Origin of the sequence: Streptomyces sp. NPDC006207 (assembly GCF_040613835.1) — a bacterium.
GTDB lineage: Bacteria > Actinomycetota > Actinomycetes > Streptomycetales > Streptomycetaceae > Actinacidiphila.
Genome location: NZ_JBEXSX010000034.1, coordinates 1 through 15,281 on the forward strand (window position 1 = coordinate 1; position 15,281 = coordinate 15,281).

Below are 15,281 nucleotides of genomic sequence, written 5' to 3' on the forward strand. Positions count from 1 at the left end.
ACCGGGCAGGAGGCTCAAGGGCCTGTACCGAACCGCGTACGCCGAAGGGCCCGGAACCGTACGGTTCCGGGCCCTTCGGCGTACGCGGCGTGGTGCGGGCCGTCAGGCCTTCTTCTCCGGCGGCAGCCGCAGCGCGAGGTGGAGCTCCTTCAGCCGCGCCTCGTCGACCGTGCTCGGAGCGCCCATCAGGAGGTCCTGGGCGTTCTGGTTGAGCGGGAAGGCGATGGTCTCGCGGATGTTGGGCTCGTCCGCGAGCAGCATGACCATGCGGTCGACACCGGGGGCGATGCCGCCGTGCGGCGGGGCGCCGAAGTGGAAGGCGCGGAGCATGCCGCCGAACTCGTGCTCGACGGTGTCGCGGTCGTAGCCGGCGATCTCGAAGGCCTTGTACATGATCGCGGGCTCGTGGTTCCGGATGGCGCCGGAGGACAGCTCGACACCGTTGCAGACGATGTCGTACTGCCAGGCGAGGATGTCCAGCGGGTCCTTGGTCTCCAGCGCCTCCAGGCCGCCCTGCGGCATGGAGAAGGGGTTGTGGGAGAACTCGATCTGCCCGGTGTCCTCGTTCTTCTCGAACATCGGGAAGTCGACGATCCAGCAGAAGCGGAAGACGTCCTCCTCGAACTGGCCGGCCCGCTTCGCGGCCTCGACCCGGACGGCGCCCATGATCTTGGAGACCTCGTCGAACTCGCCCGCGCCGAAGAAGACCGCGTGGCCGGGCTTGGCGTCGACGGCGGCGAGCAGCGCCTTGACGTCGTCCTCGGTGAGGAACTTGGCGATCGGGCCGGTGAGGGTGAGGTCGTCGCCGACCCGGACCCAGGCCAGGCCCTTGGCGCCCTGCTCGACGGCGTAGTCGCCGAGGTTGTCGAAGAACTTGCGCGGCTGCTCGGCGGTGTCCGGCACCGGCAGGGCGCGGACGTGCTTGCCGGCGAAGGCCTTGAAGCCGGAGTCCGCGAACACCGACGAGACGTCGACCAGCTCCAGGCGGGCGCGCAGGTCGGGCTTGTCGTTGCCGTACTTGACCATCGACTCGCGGAACGGGATCCGCGGGAACGGCGAGGTCACGTGGCGGCCGCCGCCGAACTCCTCGAAGAGGTCGGTCATGACCTTCTCGATGACCCCGAAGACGTCCTCCTGCTCGACGAAGCTCATCTCGACGTCGAGCTGGTAGAACTCGCCGGGCGAGCGGTCGGCACGGCTGTCCTCGTCGCGGAAGCAGGGCGCGATCTGGAAGTAGCGGTCGAAGCCCGCGATCATCAGCAGCTGCTTGAACTGCTGCGGGGCCTGCGGCAGCGCGTAGAACGTGCCGGGGTGCACGCGGGAGGGCACCAGGAAGTCGCGGGCGCCCTCGGGCGAGGTCGCGGAGAGGATGGGGGTGGCCAGCTCGTTGAAGCCCAACGCCGTCATCTCGCGGCGCAGGAAGCTGATCACCTGGGTGCGCAGCATGATGTTGCGGTGCATGCGGGCGCGGCGCAGGTCGAGGAAGCGGTTGGTGAGCCGCATCTCCTCGTTCGCGTTGTCCTCCGGGAAGACCGGGAAGGGCAGCTGGTCGGCGGCGCCGAGCACCTCCAGCTCGGTGACCTCGACCTCGACCTCGCCGGTGGGCAGGTCGGGGTTGACGTTCTCCCCCGAACGGGCGACGACGCGTCCGTCGACGCGGAGCACCGACTCCTTGGACTGGTGGCTCAGGGCCTCGTACGCGGGCGAGCCCGGACGGGCGACGAGCTGGACCACCCCGTAGTGGTCCCGGAGATCGACGAACAGGATGCCGCCCAGATCCCGGCGATTGTGCAGCCAACCACTCAGGCGCACTTCCGCGTCTACGTCGGTGGCGCGCAGCTCACCGCAGGTGTGGGACCGGTACCGATGCATCGTTCATCCAAGTCGTCTGATTTCGGGGATGAGGCCTCCCCAGTCTACGGGGGTACGTGCGCCCGACCCCATTCGTATGAAAGCCGCGGAAAACCATAAACTATGCGAATGCGCATCGAGGACGTGCTGGCCGCGCTGGGCACGGGCGTCTGGCGCTGGGACAGCGCCACCGACACGGTGGAGCTCGACGCCGTGAGCGCCGGGCTGATAGGGCTTCCGCCCCAGCCACAGAAGGTCCATTCGGGGGTGACCCGGGCCCGTTACCACGCCTCCGACTACGTGGACATGGCGGCGGCGGTCGTCCTGGCGATAGCCGAGGGCACCGCGTCGGAGTCGCTGCTGCGCGTGGTCCGGGAGGACGGACGGGTCGTCCGCACGGTGGTGATGCGCACCTTCGGGCTCCCCTCCGCGGGCGGCCGGCCGGAGGAGGTCGTCGGCACGCTGCAGGAGGCCCCCGCGGTGCACGGTCTTCCGGGCGCGGGCACCGGCACCCGCCCCACCGCGGCGGCACCCGCCGCCCCCGCGGACTGGCGGCGGTCCCGCGAGGCCTTCCTGCTGGACGCGGGCCGGGCGCTGGCGGAGGCGGACAGCACCGAGGAGGTGCTCCGCGTGGCCGCCCACCTGTCCATGCCGGGGTTCTCCCCCGACCGCCTCGCCGTCTTCGGGGTCCAGGGCGACCGGCTCCGCGCCATCGGGTTCCACGGGCACCGGCCGGGCGACGAGGTGCCCTTCCTGGACATGCCGCTCCGCACGGAGTACCCGGCGGCGGTCGTGGTGCGCACCGGCCGTGCGGTCTACCTGCCGAGCCCGCAGGCGTACGAGGAACGCTTCCCGGCCACGTGGCCGCTGGTGCGGGACTTCGGGCGGTCGTCCTGGGCGTACCTGCCGCTGGTCGCCGCGGGCCGCACGATCGGCGCGTGGATGGCCGCCTTCAGGGAACGCGTCGCCTTCACCCCGGACGAGCGGTCGGTGCTGACCACCGTCGCCCGGATGCTCGCCCAGGCGCTGTCCCGGGCGCATCTGCACGAGTCGGAGCGGGAGCTCTCCGACGGGCTGCAGCGCGCGATGCTGCCGGGGCGGCGGCCGCAGGTCGAGGGGATGAGGCTGACCGCGCGCTACGTGCCGACCGGCGGCGGGCTGCAGGTGGGCGGCGACTGGTACGACGTGATCGACCTGCCGTCGGGGCGCACCGCCCTGGTCGTCGGCGACGTGCAGGGCCACGACGTCCGCGCGGCGGGGGTGATGGGGCAACTGCGCATCGCGCTGCGCGCGTACGCCGCCGAGGGGCACCGCCCGGACGCGGTGATGTCCCGGACCTCCCGCTTCCTGGCCGGCCTCACCCAGTGTTCCGCCGACGGGGAGGACGGCCGCTTCGCCACGTGCCTCTACCTGGAGGTCGATCCGGTCAGCGGCACCCTGGACGTCGTACGGGCGGGGCACCTGGACCCGGTCGTCCGGCTCGCGGACGGCACGACGATGATCCGGCGCACGGCCGGAGGCCTCCCCCTGGGGATCGCCCCCGACTCCGACTACCCGACCACGCGGCTCACCCTGGAGCCGGGCGAGACGATGCTCATCTGCACGGACGGGCTGGTCGAGACCGGCGGCCACGACCTGGGCACGGGGTGGCGGCGGCTGCGCTCGGTGCTGGAGGACGCGGTCGACGACGGGCTGGAGGCGCTCGCCGACACCCTGGTCGAAGCGGTGCACGGCCCGGCCTCGCACCATCTGACCGGCCCGTTCGCCGACCGCCGGGAGGACGACATCGCGCTGCTGCTGGTGCGCCGCGACCCCGCCGGGACGCTCCGTGACGTCCCGGTGCGGCGCAGCGTGCTCACCGTCGGCCAGACCGACCCCCGGCAGCTGCGGGCGGCCCGGGAGGAGGTCCGCGCGCTGCTGCACGACTGGACGTGCGGGGACCAGGTCGACGCGGCCGTGCTGCTGGTGTCGGAGCTGGTCACCAATGTGCTGCTGCACACGGACGACGACGCGGTGCTGGGCGCGCAGCTGCTCGGCGTGCCGGGTGTCCGGCGGCTGCGGGTCGACGTGACCGACCGCAGCGACGACATGCCGCACCGCCGCACCCCGGGCGAGATGGCCGCCTCCGGACGCGGGCTGCTGCTCCTGCAGGAGATGGCGGACGCCTGGGGCGTGGATCCGCTCGGCGACGGCAAGGCGATCTGGTTCGAACTCCACGAGGCTCCCGTGCCGGGCTAGCGGCCCGATACGCTGTGTGCCGTGTACGGCTACGACCAGAACGGGATGGCAGGGGCGGCACCGCCGATGGGCGGGGCGCCGATGGGCGCGGGCTACCCCGAGCCGTCACCGCCCTCGCTGGCGGACGCGGTGCGCGCGTTCACGACGGGCTCGATGTCGGCGGAGGACTTCCAGGCGGTCTTCGCCACGTCCAAGGTCTACTGCCCGCGCGGCGACAACCCCGGTTTCCTGGCGCTGCACGACACGCAGCAGCCGGTGATCCCCATGTTCTCCTCGCTGAAGCAGCTGCGCCGCTACGCCGGCAAGGAGTCCAAGTACTTCGTGATCACGGGTGCCGAGGTGCTGGACCTGCTGCCGACCGGCTACGGCTTCGTGCTGGACATGGAGGGCGAGCACCGGATGGTGTTCGACGCGAAGGCGGTCGAGCAGATGGTGGAGTTCACCATGCGGCGGATGTACGGCTGATCCGGCCCTCACCCCACGTAAACCGGACAAAGGCCGGGGAACGGTTGCGGGAAGTTCAGCGTTCAACTATGTTGAACGTTGAACAATCCGAGGAGGATCCTGGCCATGCCTGCAGTGACAGTCGAGAACCCGTTGACCCTGCCGCGCGTCCACGCCCCCGCCGACGCGGTGCAGCGGCGTGCGCTGCAGGTGACCACCGCCCCGAGCGGCTTCGAGGGGGAGGGCTTCCCCGTCCGCCGTGCCTTCGCGGGCATCGACTACAAGAACCTCGACCCGTTCATCATGATGGACCAGATGGGTGAGGTGGAGTACGCGCCCGGCGAGCCCAAGGGCACGCCCTGGCACCCGCACCGCGGCTTCGAGACCGTCACCTACATCATGGACGGCGCGTTCATCCACCAGGACTCCCACGGTGGCGGCGGCACCATCACCGACGGTGACACGCAGTGGATGACGGCCGGCAGCGGCCTGCTCCACATCGAGACGCCGCCGGAGGAGCTGGTCATGACCGGCGGCCTGTTCCACGGCCTGCAGCTGTGGGTCAACCTGCCCGCCCGGGACAAGATGATCGCGCCGAAGTACCAGGACATCCGCGGCGGCAACGTCAAGCTGCTGGCGTCCGAGGACGGCGGCGCGCTCATCCGGATCATCGCCGGCGACATCGACGGCCACCAGGGCCCGGGCGCCACGCACACCCCGATCACCATGCTGCACGTCTCGGTGAACCCGGGCGCCCAGCTCACGCTGCCCTGGCGCGCGGACTTCAACGCCCTGGCGTACGGCCTGGCCGGCCGCGGCACCGCGGGCCCGGAGAACCGGCCCTTCCGCATGGGGCAGGCGGTGGTCTTCGGGCGCGGCGATTCCCTCACGATCCGCGCCGACGAGTCCCAGGAATCGCGCAGCCCCAACTTCGAGGTCGTCCTTCTGGGCGGGCTGCCGATTCGTGAGCCGATGATGCAGTACGGCCCGTTCGTGATGAACACCCACGCCGAACTCGCCCAGGCCTTCGACGACTTCAAGGCCGGCAAGCTCGGCACCGTTCCCGCCGGTCAGGAGTGACGGCAGCGGCTCAGGTGCCTCCGGCATTAAACGGCCCCGCCCGGGAATCCGATTCCCGGGCGGGGCCGTCGCATACGGTGGGAGCAATTCCGGCGGGCGGTTCGTTGGCCCTTCATTGGCCGCTACATTCACCCTGAGTGACTGCACGTGCACCTGCACGTGCAGATGCACGTGACACCGTCTCTGGCTATCATCTCCCCTGTCCTGCACGGCACTTACCTGGAGAGAAGCATGCGCCACACGTACAACGGCATGGCAGCGTCCGATCTCCACGGACTGGTGTGGCAGAAGAGCCGGCACAGCAATGCGAACGGTCAGTGCGTGGAGCTGGCCGCGCTTCCGGACGGGGACGTGGCCGTGCGCAATTCACGTTTTCCGGACGGACCGGCGCTGATATATACGAAGGAAGAGATTGAATCCCTCATCGTGGGGATGAAGAACGGGGAGTTCGATCACTTCGTGGCGAGCTGACCGCGGTCGTCCCCGGTATGGCTCAATGTGACGGACCGTCGTCCTGTCCGGGCATACGGAAGAGCGCCCAGACGACTTTCCCCATGCCGGTGAGGGGGTGCCAGCCCCAGGTATCGCTGAAGGACTCCACCAGATGCAGCCCGCGCCCGGACTCGGCGACGAAGTCCGGGGCCTTGGCGACGGGTCCGTGGCTGCTGGGGTCGCGCACCGCGCACACTACGCGCGTTGACCACCTGACCAGGCTGAGCCGGACGCACCCGTGGGCCGCGTCCTCGGGGACCGCGTAGCGCAGGGCGTTGGTCACCAGTTCCGAGGCGACCAGTTCGATGCCGTCCTGGAGTTCTTCCAAGTGCCAGGCGTGCAGGGTCGTCCGCGCGAATCTTCGTGCGTCGCCGACCGCCTCGTAACGCGGCGGCAGTGGGCAGGAGGTGGCACTCGACGACGAAAGGCGCTCCGGAACCAGCCCGTCCCATAAAGGCTGCACCCCGGCCGAGCTCTCAGTCCACATGCGCACCACCCGGTATCGGCACGTACGCAATCGTCCCGTACGGCCTGCGGCCGATGCAAGAGGCGGATGCACGTGCATTTGCATGGCACGAGGCAGATGGGCCGGGAGTGACGATCGAGAGTGACCGATCGAGTACTGAACGCAGCGCGAAGGTGGCAGACTGCTGGATGCCACGGGGAGAAGGTAGGCGCAAATGACCACAGTGCAGTCAGGAAGCGGATCGATGGTGCGCCGCATCCTCCTGGGCTCGCAGCTGCGCAGGCTGCGCGAAGCGCAGGGCATCACCCGTGAGGCCGCGGGCTACTCGATCCGCGCGTCCGAGTCGAAGATCAGCCGCATGGAGCTCGGGCGCGTGAGCTTCAAGGAGCGCGACGTGGCCGACCTGCTCACCCTCTACGGCATCACGGACGACGGCGAGCGCACGGCCCTGCTCGGCCTGGTGCGCGAGGCGAACGTCGCCGGCTGGTGGCACGGCTTCGGCGATGTCCTGCCGGCGTGGTTCCAGACGTACGTGGGTCTGGAGGAGTCCGCCTCGGTCATCCGCTCCTTCGAGACGCAGTTCGTGCACGGGCTGCTCCAGGCCGACGACTACAGCCGCGCCGTCATCGAACTGGGCCACCCGGACGCCCCCGCCGACGAGGTGGAGCGCCGGCTGGACCTGCGGCACAAGCGGCAGAAGCTGCTGACCTCGGAGCTCGCCCCGCAGATCGTGGCCGTGATGGACGAGTCCGTGGTGCTCCGCAGGTTCGGCGGGCGGGAGGTGATGCGGGCCCAGCTCGTGCACCTCATCGAGGCCTCGCAGCAGCCGAACGTGACGGTGCAGCTGCTGCCGCTGGAGTTCACGGGGTACTCCGCGGGCGCCAGCGGGACCTTCACCCAGCTGACCTTCCCGGAGTCCGACGTCCCGGACGTCGTGTACGTGGAGCAGCTCACCGGGGCGATGTACATCGACAAGCGCGAGGAGGTCGACCAGTACCGCGTCGTCATGGCGAAGCTGCGCGCCGACAGCCTCTCGCCGGACGCCACCCGGGACCGGCTGAACGCCGTCCTCCGCGCCGTCTGAGCGCACCCGGCGGCGACGCCGGGTACCGCTCTCCTCCCCTGTGAACAGGGGTTTTGCAGCTTTTCACAGGTCTCACTCGATCGAGTGAAGTGGACCTTGACGCATTGGTCGGCTCATCGGCCCGGTGATCTTATGCTCCGGTGAGCCCGTACCTGCGTACCCGCACGATCGACGGGTGCGTCGTGGTGGAACTCAGCGGGGAGATCGACATCGTCGCGGCGATGGAGATCATTCCGCTGCTCGACGCGCTGACCCGCGCCCCTGGCCCCGGTCTCGTCGTCGACCTGGGCCCCGTCGACTTCATCGACTGCTCCGGACTCGCGGTCCTGTGCCGGCTGCGGAGCCGGGTCCGCGGCCACGGCGGGCAGGTGCAGTTCGTCTGCGCCCGCCCCCCGACCCTGAGGATCCTGCGCGCCACCGGGCTGATGAGGGCCTTCCGCCCGGTGCCGAGCGTGGACGAGGCGCTCGCCCGGATCGGGCGGACGTGACCGCCCCGTCCACATGGCCCCGGTCAGTCCGAGCAGACGGCCGTGACGAACTCGGCGACCCGTTCCTGCGGCAGGTGGCGGGCCACGTCGGCCTCGCTGATCATGCCGATGAGACGGTGCGCGGGATGGTCGATCACCGGCAGCCGGCGCACCCGGTACTCCTCCATCAGTTCCAGCACCCGGTCGATCTGCTCGTCCCCCTCGATGATCTGCGGCCGGCCCATGGCCAGCTCGCCGCAGGAGACCTCGGACGGGTCGCGTCCCTCGGCGACGCACTTCAGCACGATGTCCCGGTCGGTGACGATGCCGACCAGCACGTCGTCGTCCCCGCAGATCGGCAGCGCGCCGATGTCCTGCTCACGCATGATCCGGGCCGCGTCGGCGAGGCTCTCCCGCTCCCCGACGCACATGGCGCCGGGATGCATGATGTCCAGTGCGGTGGTCATGACGGCGCCTCCTCGTGGCAGGGACCGATTTCCTTTTGCTCCATCGTCACCCTGGTGGAGTAGTTCCGCGATAGGGAGCACGCTGGAAGGAGACACCGGGACCGGGACCGCTGGAGGTGTTCCGTCATGCAGACCCTCGTCGGATGGCACATCGAGATGGACTTCCGGGAGGACGGCGCGAGGACGAAGGCCGCCGCGCTGCTCCGCCTTCCGGACGGCACGGAGGTCAGGTCGCACGGCCACGCCAACCGGCACCCCTCCGACCCGGACCAGGAACGGGTCGGCGAGGAACTCGCGGCGGCCAGGGCGCTCAACGACCTCGCGCGTCAGCTCCTCGGCAAGGCCGCGCACGAGATCGAGGAGGTCACGCACGTGCCCGCGCATCCCAGGATCTGAGCCCGCGGGGCCCTCACAGCCAGCCGCGCCGTTTGAAGACCAGGTAGAGGCTGACGCAGACCACGCCCATGAGCAGGATCGCGAAGGGGTACCCGAGCAGCCAGTGCAGCTCGGGCATGTGGTCGAAGTTCATGCCGTAGATGGTTCCGACGAGCGTGGGCGCGAAGAGGATGGCGGCCCAGGCGGAGATCTTCTTGATCTCCTCGTTCTGCTCGAAGCCGGCCTCCGCCAGCGCCCGCATCTCGGCGTTCTGCTGCTGCGCGACCAGGGTCGCGTTGAGGGTGAGCAGGTCGCCGAGCGCCTGCCGGAAGCCGTCCACGCGCTCGATGGTGTGCGTGACGTGGTCGGCGACGTCGCGCAGGTAGCGCTGCAACTCCTCGTCCGTCCCGTACTTCACGAAGCCCGCCTGCAGCCCGTCCAGCATGGGGATGAGCGGACGGGTGGCGCGCTGGAACTCCAGCACCTCCTGGGAGAGCTCATAGATCCGGCGGGAGACCTGGGGGTCGCCGCCGAAGACCTGGATCTCGCTCTCCTCCATGTCCTTCTCGACCCCCGCGACGACCGGTGCGTAGCCGTCGACGACCGTGTCGAGTATCGCGTAGAGCACCGCCTCCGGTCCGAGCGTCAGCAGCTCGGGGTTGCTCTCCATGCGGCGCCGCACGGCGGACAGGTCGGGGGCCGCACCGTGGCGGACGGTCAGGACGAAGCCGGGGCCGACGAAGATGTGCAGCTCGGCGAAGTCGACCTCCTCCGGGGCGTCCAGGTAGCGGGCGGCGCGGAGCACGACGAAGAGGGTCTCCCCGTACCGCTCCAGCTTGGGGCGCTGGTGGGCCTGGATGGCGTCCTCCAGGGCCAGCGGGTGCAGGTCGAACTCCTTCGCCAGCGAGACCAGCTCGGCCTCGCTCGGCCGGTAGAGCCCGATCCAGGCCATCGCGCCGGGCTCGGCGCGCAGCTGTGTGTACGCCTCGGCGAGGGAGGAGGGCGTCGCGATGCGCCGGCCGTCCCGGTACAGGGCCGCGTCCATCACGCTGCTCACGGCGGCGGCCGCGGGGCCCGCGATCCGCGGCTCCAGGGGGCCCTCCCCCTCGCCGGCCGGCGGTGCGGAGGCCTGGGCGGGACGGGCCGACCTCGCCGTCCTGGCCTTCTCCTTCGCCGAGTTCCTCAGTGCGCGCAGGGCACGCAGTCGACGCCCGGACACCGGCAGCACCCCCTCTTTCGGGCCTTCCGAGCAGGGTAGCCCGAGCCCGCCGGGGAAACGGCCGCACCGCACCCGGTCCCCGGCACAGCCGCGGTCAGGCGTCCCGGCCCCGGTCCTCCTCCCCGCCGCCGCGTCCGTACGCCGGCCGCCGCCAGCCGCGGGCTCTTCGGCGGACCGGCAGTGCCGGCGACCAGCCCACCGAGGCCGCGAACGGATGAGCCATGGGCCACGCCGCCCGCGGGGCGTCGGCGATCCGGGCGGCTCGCGGTCTTCGTCCCCTCGGCGATACGGCGGTACGCACGCGGGGGCGCTGACCGGGGCCGACGAGTAATCTGATTTCGCGGGGGACACGGGGGCCGTACTCCGGAGGTCTTGATGGACGTCCCGGTGCTTTTCGGCCGGTCTCTCCCCGCGCCGCCCGTCCCCACGGGGGCCGCCGGCCGCCCCGAGGACCCGTCCCCGCCGGGCACGTTCCTGAGGCCGCCCACCCTCCCCTCCCGCTCCGGCCACGAGCCCGGGCGGGCAGCGGACGGCCCGCTCTCCTTCTTCCCGTGACGCCGTGAGCGGCGTTCGCCGAGTGGGAAGAACAAGAACGGTGAGCGGAGCGTAACGTTGCGGGCGGATACGGAGTGGCTGGCCATGGGGACTCCCGAGGAACGCGTGGACGCGGGCGTGGCGGACGCCGTCACGTTGCTGCTCGACGCCGAGGGGCGGCTGCTGAGCTGGCCGCCCGCCGCCGAGCGGCTGCTCGGCCGGCGGGCAGCGGACGTCATCGACACCCCCGCGGTGGACCTGCTTGCCCCGGAGGACGCGGCGCGGCCGCCGGAGATCGCCGAGCGCTGCCGCACCGAGGGCGGCTGGACGGGTGTGCTGCGGCTCCGCCGTGACGACGGCATGAGGGTCACGCTGGGCGTACGGGTGGCCGGGCTCCCGGAGGGGATCGGCGGCACGTCCGTCCGCTGGATGGTCCTGGCGGCGGAGTCCCGCAGCACCGCCCGCTCCGTGGCGTCCGGGATGACCCCGGTGATGCTGGAGCGGATCGTGGGCCAGACGCCGATCGGGCTGGCCGTGGTCGACACCGAACTGCGCTGCGTGTGGTCGAACGCGGCACTGGAGCGCTTCGGTGGTGGCCCCTCCCAGGAGCGGATGGGGCGCCGGCTCGGGGAGATCCAGCCGGGCCTGAACGCCACGGTCCTGGAGGCGCAGATGCGGCAGGTCCTGGAGACGGGCGTGCCGGTGATCGACTACGAGCACGTCGGGCGGTTCCGCACCGATCCACGCCGCGAGAAGGCGCATGCGATGTCCTTCGTACGGCTGGAGGACGAGCGCGGCGTACCGGTGGGCGTCTGCTACTCCGTGGTCGACATCAGCGACCGCTGGCGGGCCCGGCAGCGGCTGTCACTACTGGACCGGGCCAGCGAGCACATCGGCCGCACCCTGGACGTGATGCACACCGCGCAGGACCTGGCGGACGTGGTCGTGCCCGACCTCGCCGACTACGTCGCCGTGGAGTTGCTGGAGTCGGTCATCAAGGGCGCGGAGCCGCAGCCCGGCCCGCTGGGCGACGCCGTCACCGTGCCGCTGCGCCGCGCCGGGATGCGGGCGGCGCGGCAGGGCGAGCCCGAGCCGGCGTTCGGCATCGGGGCGGTCTCCGCCTACCTGGAGGACACCCCGCCCATCCGGTGCCTGACCGACGGCACCTCCTGGCTCAGCTCCCGGCTGGACCCGCTGGAGCTGGAGTGGGCCGCAGGACCGGCCGGCGACCGCGCGCTCCACTTCGGCGAACTCGGGCTCCACACGGCGATGGTGGTGCCGATCCGCGCCCGCGGGGTCACCCTCGGCGTGACCCTCTTCTTCCGGGTGCGCCGCGCCGACCCCTTCGACGGGGAGGACCTGCGCCTGGCGGAGGAGGTGGTGGCCAGGGCCGCGGTCTGCCTGGACAACGCGCGCCGCTACACCCGCGAGCGGGACGCCGCCCTCGTGCTGCAGCGCAGCCTGCTGCCGCACACCTTCCCGCCGCAGGAAGCGGTGGAGGTCGCCACCTACTACCGGCCGGCCGACGAGCTGTCGGGCGTGGGCGGCGACTGGTTCGACGTCATCCCGCTGTCCGGGGCCCGGGTCGCGCTCGTGGTGGGCGAGGTGGTGGGTCACGGCATCGAGGCGGCCGCGACCATGGGCCAGTTGCGCACGGCGGTACGGACCCTGGCCGACCTCGACCTGCCGCCCGAGGAACTGCTGGCGCACCTGGACGACCTGGTCGTCCAGGTCTCCCGGGAGGCCGGGGAGTCCGCGACCGTCGGGGTGGGCGGCAGCGCGCTCGGGTCGAGCTGCCTGTACGTGACGTACGACCCGGTCAGCAGGCACTGCGTCATGGCCAGCGCCGGGCACCTGCCGCCCGCGGTGCTCCGGCCCGCCGGCGAGCGGTGCGGGGCCGAGGGCGGGGAGGCCGTCCGCTTCCCCCGGCTGCCCATCGGGCCCGCGCTGGGCCTGGGCGGACTGCCCTTCGAGGCGGCCGAGTTGACGATGGAGGAGGGCAGCGTCCTCGCGCTGTACACGGACGGCCTGGTCGCGCCGGCGGACGGCGCGGGCGACGTGCCGGACAGCGGGCGGAGCCGGCTGCGGACCGCCCTGGAAGCCGAGGACCTGCCGCTGGACGCGTTGTGCCGCAGCGTCGTCGACGAACTGGCCCCCGCCCGCCCGCACGACGACGTGGCGCTGCTGCTGGCCAGGACCCGCAGCCTGGACATCGGCCGGGTCGCCTCCTGGGACCTGCCCACCGACCCCGCGGTCGTGGCCCGGGCCCGCGAGCTGTCCACCCGGCAGCTGGAGGACTGGGGCCTGGGCGACCTCGCCTTCACCACCGAACTGGTCGTCAGCGAGCTGGTCACCAACGCGATCCGGCACGGCTCCGGTCCGATCCGCCTGCGGCTGATCCTGGAGCGGGCGCTGACCTGCGAGGTCTCCGACGCCAGCAGCACCTCCCCGCACCTGCGGCACCCCCGCACCACCGACGAGGGCGGTCGCGGGCTGTTCCTGATCTCGCAGTTCGCCCAGCGGTGGGGCACCCGTTACACCGACGACGGGAAGATCATCTGGGCCGAGCAGTTCCTCGACGGGCACGGCCCCGACGTCGGCATCGGCATCGGCATCGACACGGTCACCGTGCGCGAACCGGCCTGACGCCGGACGCCGCCCCCGCGCGCTCCTTCGTTCACCCGTACGCCCCGGCGAGGTCGCCGGGGCGTCGTGCTCCAGGCCGAGGGGTCGAGATGGTCCAGACCTATTGCCATCTGGTCCAGACCTTTCTACTCTGCCAGGGAACTGTGGTGGGCATGACATGGAGTCAACCGCCCACCAGGCGGCACTGGTTTCCCCGTCGGCCCCCACTCGAGGAGCACCCCTTGAGCACTGGAGACACCCCACGCACTCCACGCACCAGACGCATCAGGACCACAGCCGCCGCGGGGCTCACCGCGCTGCTGCTCCCGTTCGCCGCGCTCGTCGGTCTGGCCACGCCGGCCCATGCCGCGGGTACCACCGCCACGTACACCAAGACCCAGGACTGGGGCACGGGGTTCGAGGGCAAGTGGACGATCACCAACAGCGGCACCTCGTCCATCAGCAGCTGGACCGTCGAGTGGGACTTCCCCGCCGGCACGTCGGTGACCTCGGCGTGGGACGCCGACGTGACCGCCTCCGGCACCCACTGGACCGGCAAGAACAAGAGCTGGAACGGCACGCTGGCCCCGGGCGCCAGCATCAGCTTCGGCTTCAACGGCACCGGTAGCGGCAGCCCGAGCGGCTGCAAGCTCAACGGCGGTTCCTGCACCGGCGGTGGCGGCGGCGACCCGACGCCCACGCCGACCCCGACGCCCACCCCGACCCCGACCCCGACGCCCACGCCGACCCCGACGCCGACCCCCACCGGCCCCGCGGGGAACAAGATCCGCCTCGGCTACTTCGCCGAGTGGGGCGTCTACGGCCGCAACTACCACGTCAAGAACCTGGTGACCTCCGGCTCGGCGAGCAAGCTGACCCACATCAACTACGCCTTCGGCAACGTCACCAACGGCCAGTGCGCGATCGGCGACTCCTACGCCGACTACGACAAGGCCTACACCGCCGACCAGAGCGTCGACGGCGTCGCCGACACCTGGGACACCGGCGCCCTGCGCGGCAGCTTCAACCAGCTGCGCAAGCTGAAGAAGCAGTACCCGAACATCAAGATCCTCTGGTCCTTCGGCGGCTGGACCTGGTCCGGCGGCTTCGGCCAGGCGGCCGCCAACCCGACCGCCTTCGCCAACTCCTGCTACAACCTGGTCGAGGACCCGCGCTGGGCCGACGTCTTCGACGGCATCGACATCGACTGGGAGTACCCCAACGCCTGCGGTCTGTCCTGCGACACCAGCGGGGCCTCGTCCTTCAAGACGCTGATGTCCGCGCTGCGCACCAGGTTCGGCTCCAACAACCTGGTCACCGCGGCCATCACCGCCGACGGCACCAACGGCGGCAAGATCGACGCGGCCGACTACGCGGGCGCCGCGCAGTACGTGAACTACTACAACGTGATGACGTACGACTACTTCGGCGCCTTCGACGCGGACGGCCCGACCGCCCCGCACTCCCCGCTCACCTCCTACAGCGGCATCCCGATCGCCGGCTTCTACTCCGACGCGGCGATCCAGAAGCTGAAGAGCAAGGGCATCGCGTCGAACAAGCTCAACCTGGGCATCGGCTTCTACGGCCGCGGCTGGACCGGCGTCACGCAGTCCGCGCCGGGCGGTTCGGCGACCGGCGCCGCTCCCGGTACGTACGAGGCGGGCAACGAGGACTACAAGGTCCTCAAGAACACCTGCCCGGCCACCGGCACCGTCGCGGGCACCGCGTACGCCCACTGCGGCAACAACTGGTGGAGCTACGACACCCCGTCGACCATCGCGGGCAAGATGGCCTACGTGAAGAACCAGGGCCTCGGCGGCGCGTTCTTCTGGGAGTTCAGCGGCGACACCGGCAACGGTGAGCTGATCACCGCGATCAACAACGGTCTGAGCTAGTCCTCGGGAGCGGGCCGTACGGGCCGGAGGGGCGGAATCGTGAC

General features: G+C 71.1%; 13 protein-coding genes. 9 read left to right on the forward strand and 4 right to left on the reverse strand.

From position 1 onward, the window contains the following. Positions 1 to 102: 102 nt before the first annotated feature. Positions 103 to 1,872, reverse strand: a complete 1,770-nt coding sequence (aspS, locus tag ABZ312_RS25525) for an aspartate--tRNA ligase (protein WP_500331458.1) — start codon at positions 1,870 to 1,872, stop codon at positions 103 to 105. A gap of 108 nt (positions 1,873 to 1,980) precedes the next feature. Between aspS and ABZ312_RS25530 the strand changes: the two genes are divergently transcribed. The 4 genes from ABZ312_RS25530 to ABZ312_RS25545 all read left to right on the forward strand — a co-directional run bounded on the left by ABZ312_RS25530 (position 1,981) and on the right by ABZ312_RS25545 (position 6,084). Continuing rightward, positions 1,981 to 4,089: an ATP-binding SpoIIE family protein phosphatase gene (locus ABZ312_RS25530; protein WP_500331456.1), complete on the forward strand. Its 2,109-nt coding sequence runs from the start codon at positions 1,981 to 1,983 to the stop codon at positions 4,087 to 4,089. A 21-nt stretch (positions 4,090 to 4,110) separates the two neighbouring features. Further along, entirely contained in the window at positions 4,111 to 4,554 is a 444-nt protein-coding gene (locus ABZ312_RS25535; protein WP_499512817.1) for an SseB family protein, read from the forward strand. A gap of 105 nt (positions 4,555 to 4,659) precedes the next feature. Continuing rightward, positions 4,660 to 5,613, forward strand: coding sequence for a pirin family protein (locus ABZ312_RS25540; RefSeq protein ID WP_500331454.1), 954 nt, complete (start codon positions 4,660 to 4,662; stop codon positions 5,611 to 5,613). Between the two features lie 231 nt (positions 5,614 to 5,844). Further along, on the forward strand, positions 5,845 to 6,084 hold the full coding sequence (locus ABZ312_RS25545; protein ID WP_500331452.1) for a DUF397 domain-containing protein: 240 nt from the start codon (positions 5,845 to 5,847) through the stop codon (positions 6,082 to 6,084). Between the two features lie 22 nt (positions 6,085 to 6,106). On the opposite strand, the gene ABZ312_RS25550 is transcribed toward ABZ312_RS25545, so the two are convergent. Further along, positions 6,107 to 6,592 carry an ATP-binding protein gene (locus tag ABZ312_RS25550; protein ID WP_500331451.1) on the reverse strand — a complete coding sequence of 162 codons (486 nt, stop codon included), beginning with the start codon at positions 6,590 to 6,592 and terminating at the stop codon, positions 6,107 to 6,109. Positions 6,593 to 6,785: 193 nt separating this feature from the next. On the opposite strand from ABZ312_RS25550, the gene ABZ312_RS25555 reads away from it, so the two are divergent. Next, positions 6,786 to 7,655 carry a Sco1979 family transcriptional regulator gene (locus ABZ312_RS25555; RefSeq protein WP_500331449.1) on the forward strand — a complete coding sequence of 290 codons (870 nt, stop codon included), beginning with the start codon at positions 6,786 to 6,788 and terminating at the stop codon, positions 7,653 to 7,655. Between the two features lie 140 nt (positions 7,656 to 7,795). Further along, positions 7,796 to 8,143, forward strand: a complete 348-nt coding sequence (locus ABZ312_RS25560) for an anti-sigma factor antagonist (RefSeq protein ID WP_500331447.1) — start codon at positions 7,796 to 7,798, stop codon at positions 8,141 to 8,143. Positions 8,144 to 8,166: 23 nt separating this feature from the next. Here ABZ312_RS25560 and ABZ312_RS25565 read toward each other — a convergent pair whose 3' ends face one another. Beyond that, positions 8,167 to 8,589, reverse strand: coding sequence for a CBS domain-containing protein (locus ABZ312_RS25565; protein WP_499512811.1), 423 nt, complete (start codon positions 8,587 to 8,589; stop codon positions 8,167 to 8,169). A gap of 126 nt (positions 8,590 to 8,715) precedes the next feature. Here ABZ312_RS25565 and ABZ312_RS25570 point away from each other — a divergent pair, with 126 nt between their 5' ends. Beyond that, on the forward strand, positions 8,716 to 8,985 hold the full coding sequence (locus ABZ312_RS25570) for a DUF1876 domain-containing protein (protein ID WP_499512810.1): 270 nt from the start codon (positions 8,716 to 8,718) through the stop codon (positions 8,983 to 8,985). Positions 8,986 to 8,998: 13 nt separating this feature from the next. Here ABZ312_RS25570 and ABZ312_RS25575 read toward each other — a convergent pair whose 3' ends face one another. Beyond that, a complete protein-coding gene (locus ABZ312_RS25575) occupies positions 8,999 to 10,183 on the reverse strand; it encodes a magnesium and cobalt transport protein CorA (RefSeq protein ID WP_500331444.1) in 1,185 nt (394 codons plus the stop codon). Positions 10,184 to 10,822: 639 nt separating this feature from the next. Here ABZ312_RS25575 and ABZ312_RS25580 point away from each other — a divergent pair. Both ABZ312_RS25580 and ABZ312_RS25585 read left to right on the forward strand, forming a co-directional pair. After that, complete coding sequence (locus ABZ312_RS25580; RefSeq protein ID WP_500331442.1) at positions 10,823 to 13,363, forward strand: SpoIIE family protein phosphatase; 2,541 nt, start codon at positions 10,823 to 10,825, stop codon at positions 13,361 to 13,363. Positions 13,364 to 13,584: 221 nt separating this feature from the next. Then, positions 13,585 to 15,237: a glycosyl hydrolase family 18 protein gene (locus ABZ312_RS25585; RefSeq protein WP_500331440.1), complete on the forward strand. Its 1,653-nt coding sequence runs from the start codon at positions 13,585 to 13,587 to the stop codon at positions 15,235 to 15,237. Positions 15,238 to 15,281 lie beyond the last annotated feature (44 nt).

Excerpts from the sequence above, each read along its gene's own strand:
- aspS (WP_500331458.1), bottom strand. The coding sequence starts at position 1,872 with ATGCATCGGTACCGGTCCCACACCTGCGGTGAGCTGCGCGCCACCGAC.
- ABZ312_RS25530 (WP_500331456.1), top strand. The coding sequence starts at position 1,981 with ATGCGCATCGAGGACGTGCTGGCCGCGCTGGGCACGGGCGTCTGGCGC.
- ABZ312_RS25540 (WP_500331454.1), top strand. The coding sequence starts at position 4,660 with ATGCCTGCAGTGACAGTCGAGAACCCGTTGACCCTGCCGCGCGTCCAC.
- ABZ312_RS25545 (WP_500331452.1), top strand. The coding sequence starts at position 5,845 with ATGCGCCACACGTACAACGGCATGGCAGCGTCCGATCTCCACGGACTG.
- ABZ312_RS25550 (WP_500331451.1), bottom strand. The coding sequence starts at position 6,592 with ATGTGGACTGAGAGCTCGGCCGGGGTGCAGCCTTTATGGGACGGGCTG.
- ABZ312_RS25555 (WP_500331449.1), top strand. The coding sequence starts at position 6,786 with ATGACCACAGTGCAGTCAGGAAGCGGATCGATGGTGCGCCGCATCCTC.
- ABZ312_RS25565 (WP_499512811.1), bottom strand. The coding sequence starts at position 8,589 with ATGACCACCGCACTGGACATCATGCATCCCGGCGCCATGTGCGTCGGG.
- ABZ312_RS25570 (WP_499512810.1), top strand. The coding sequence starts at position 8,716 with ATGCAGACCCTCGTCGGATGGCACATCGAGATGGACTTCCGGGAGGAC.
- ABZ312_RS25580 (WP_500331442.1), top strand. The coding sequence starts at position 10,823 with ATGGGGACTCCCGAGGAACGCGTGGACGCGGGCGTGGCGGACGCCGTC.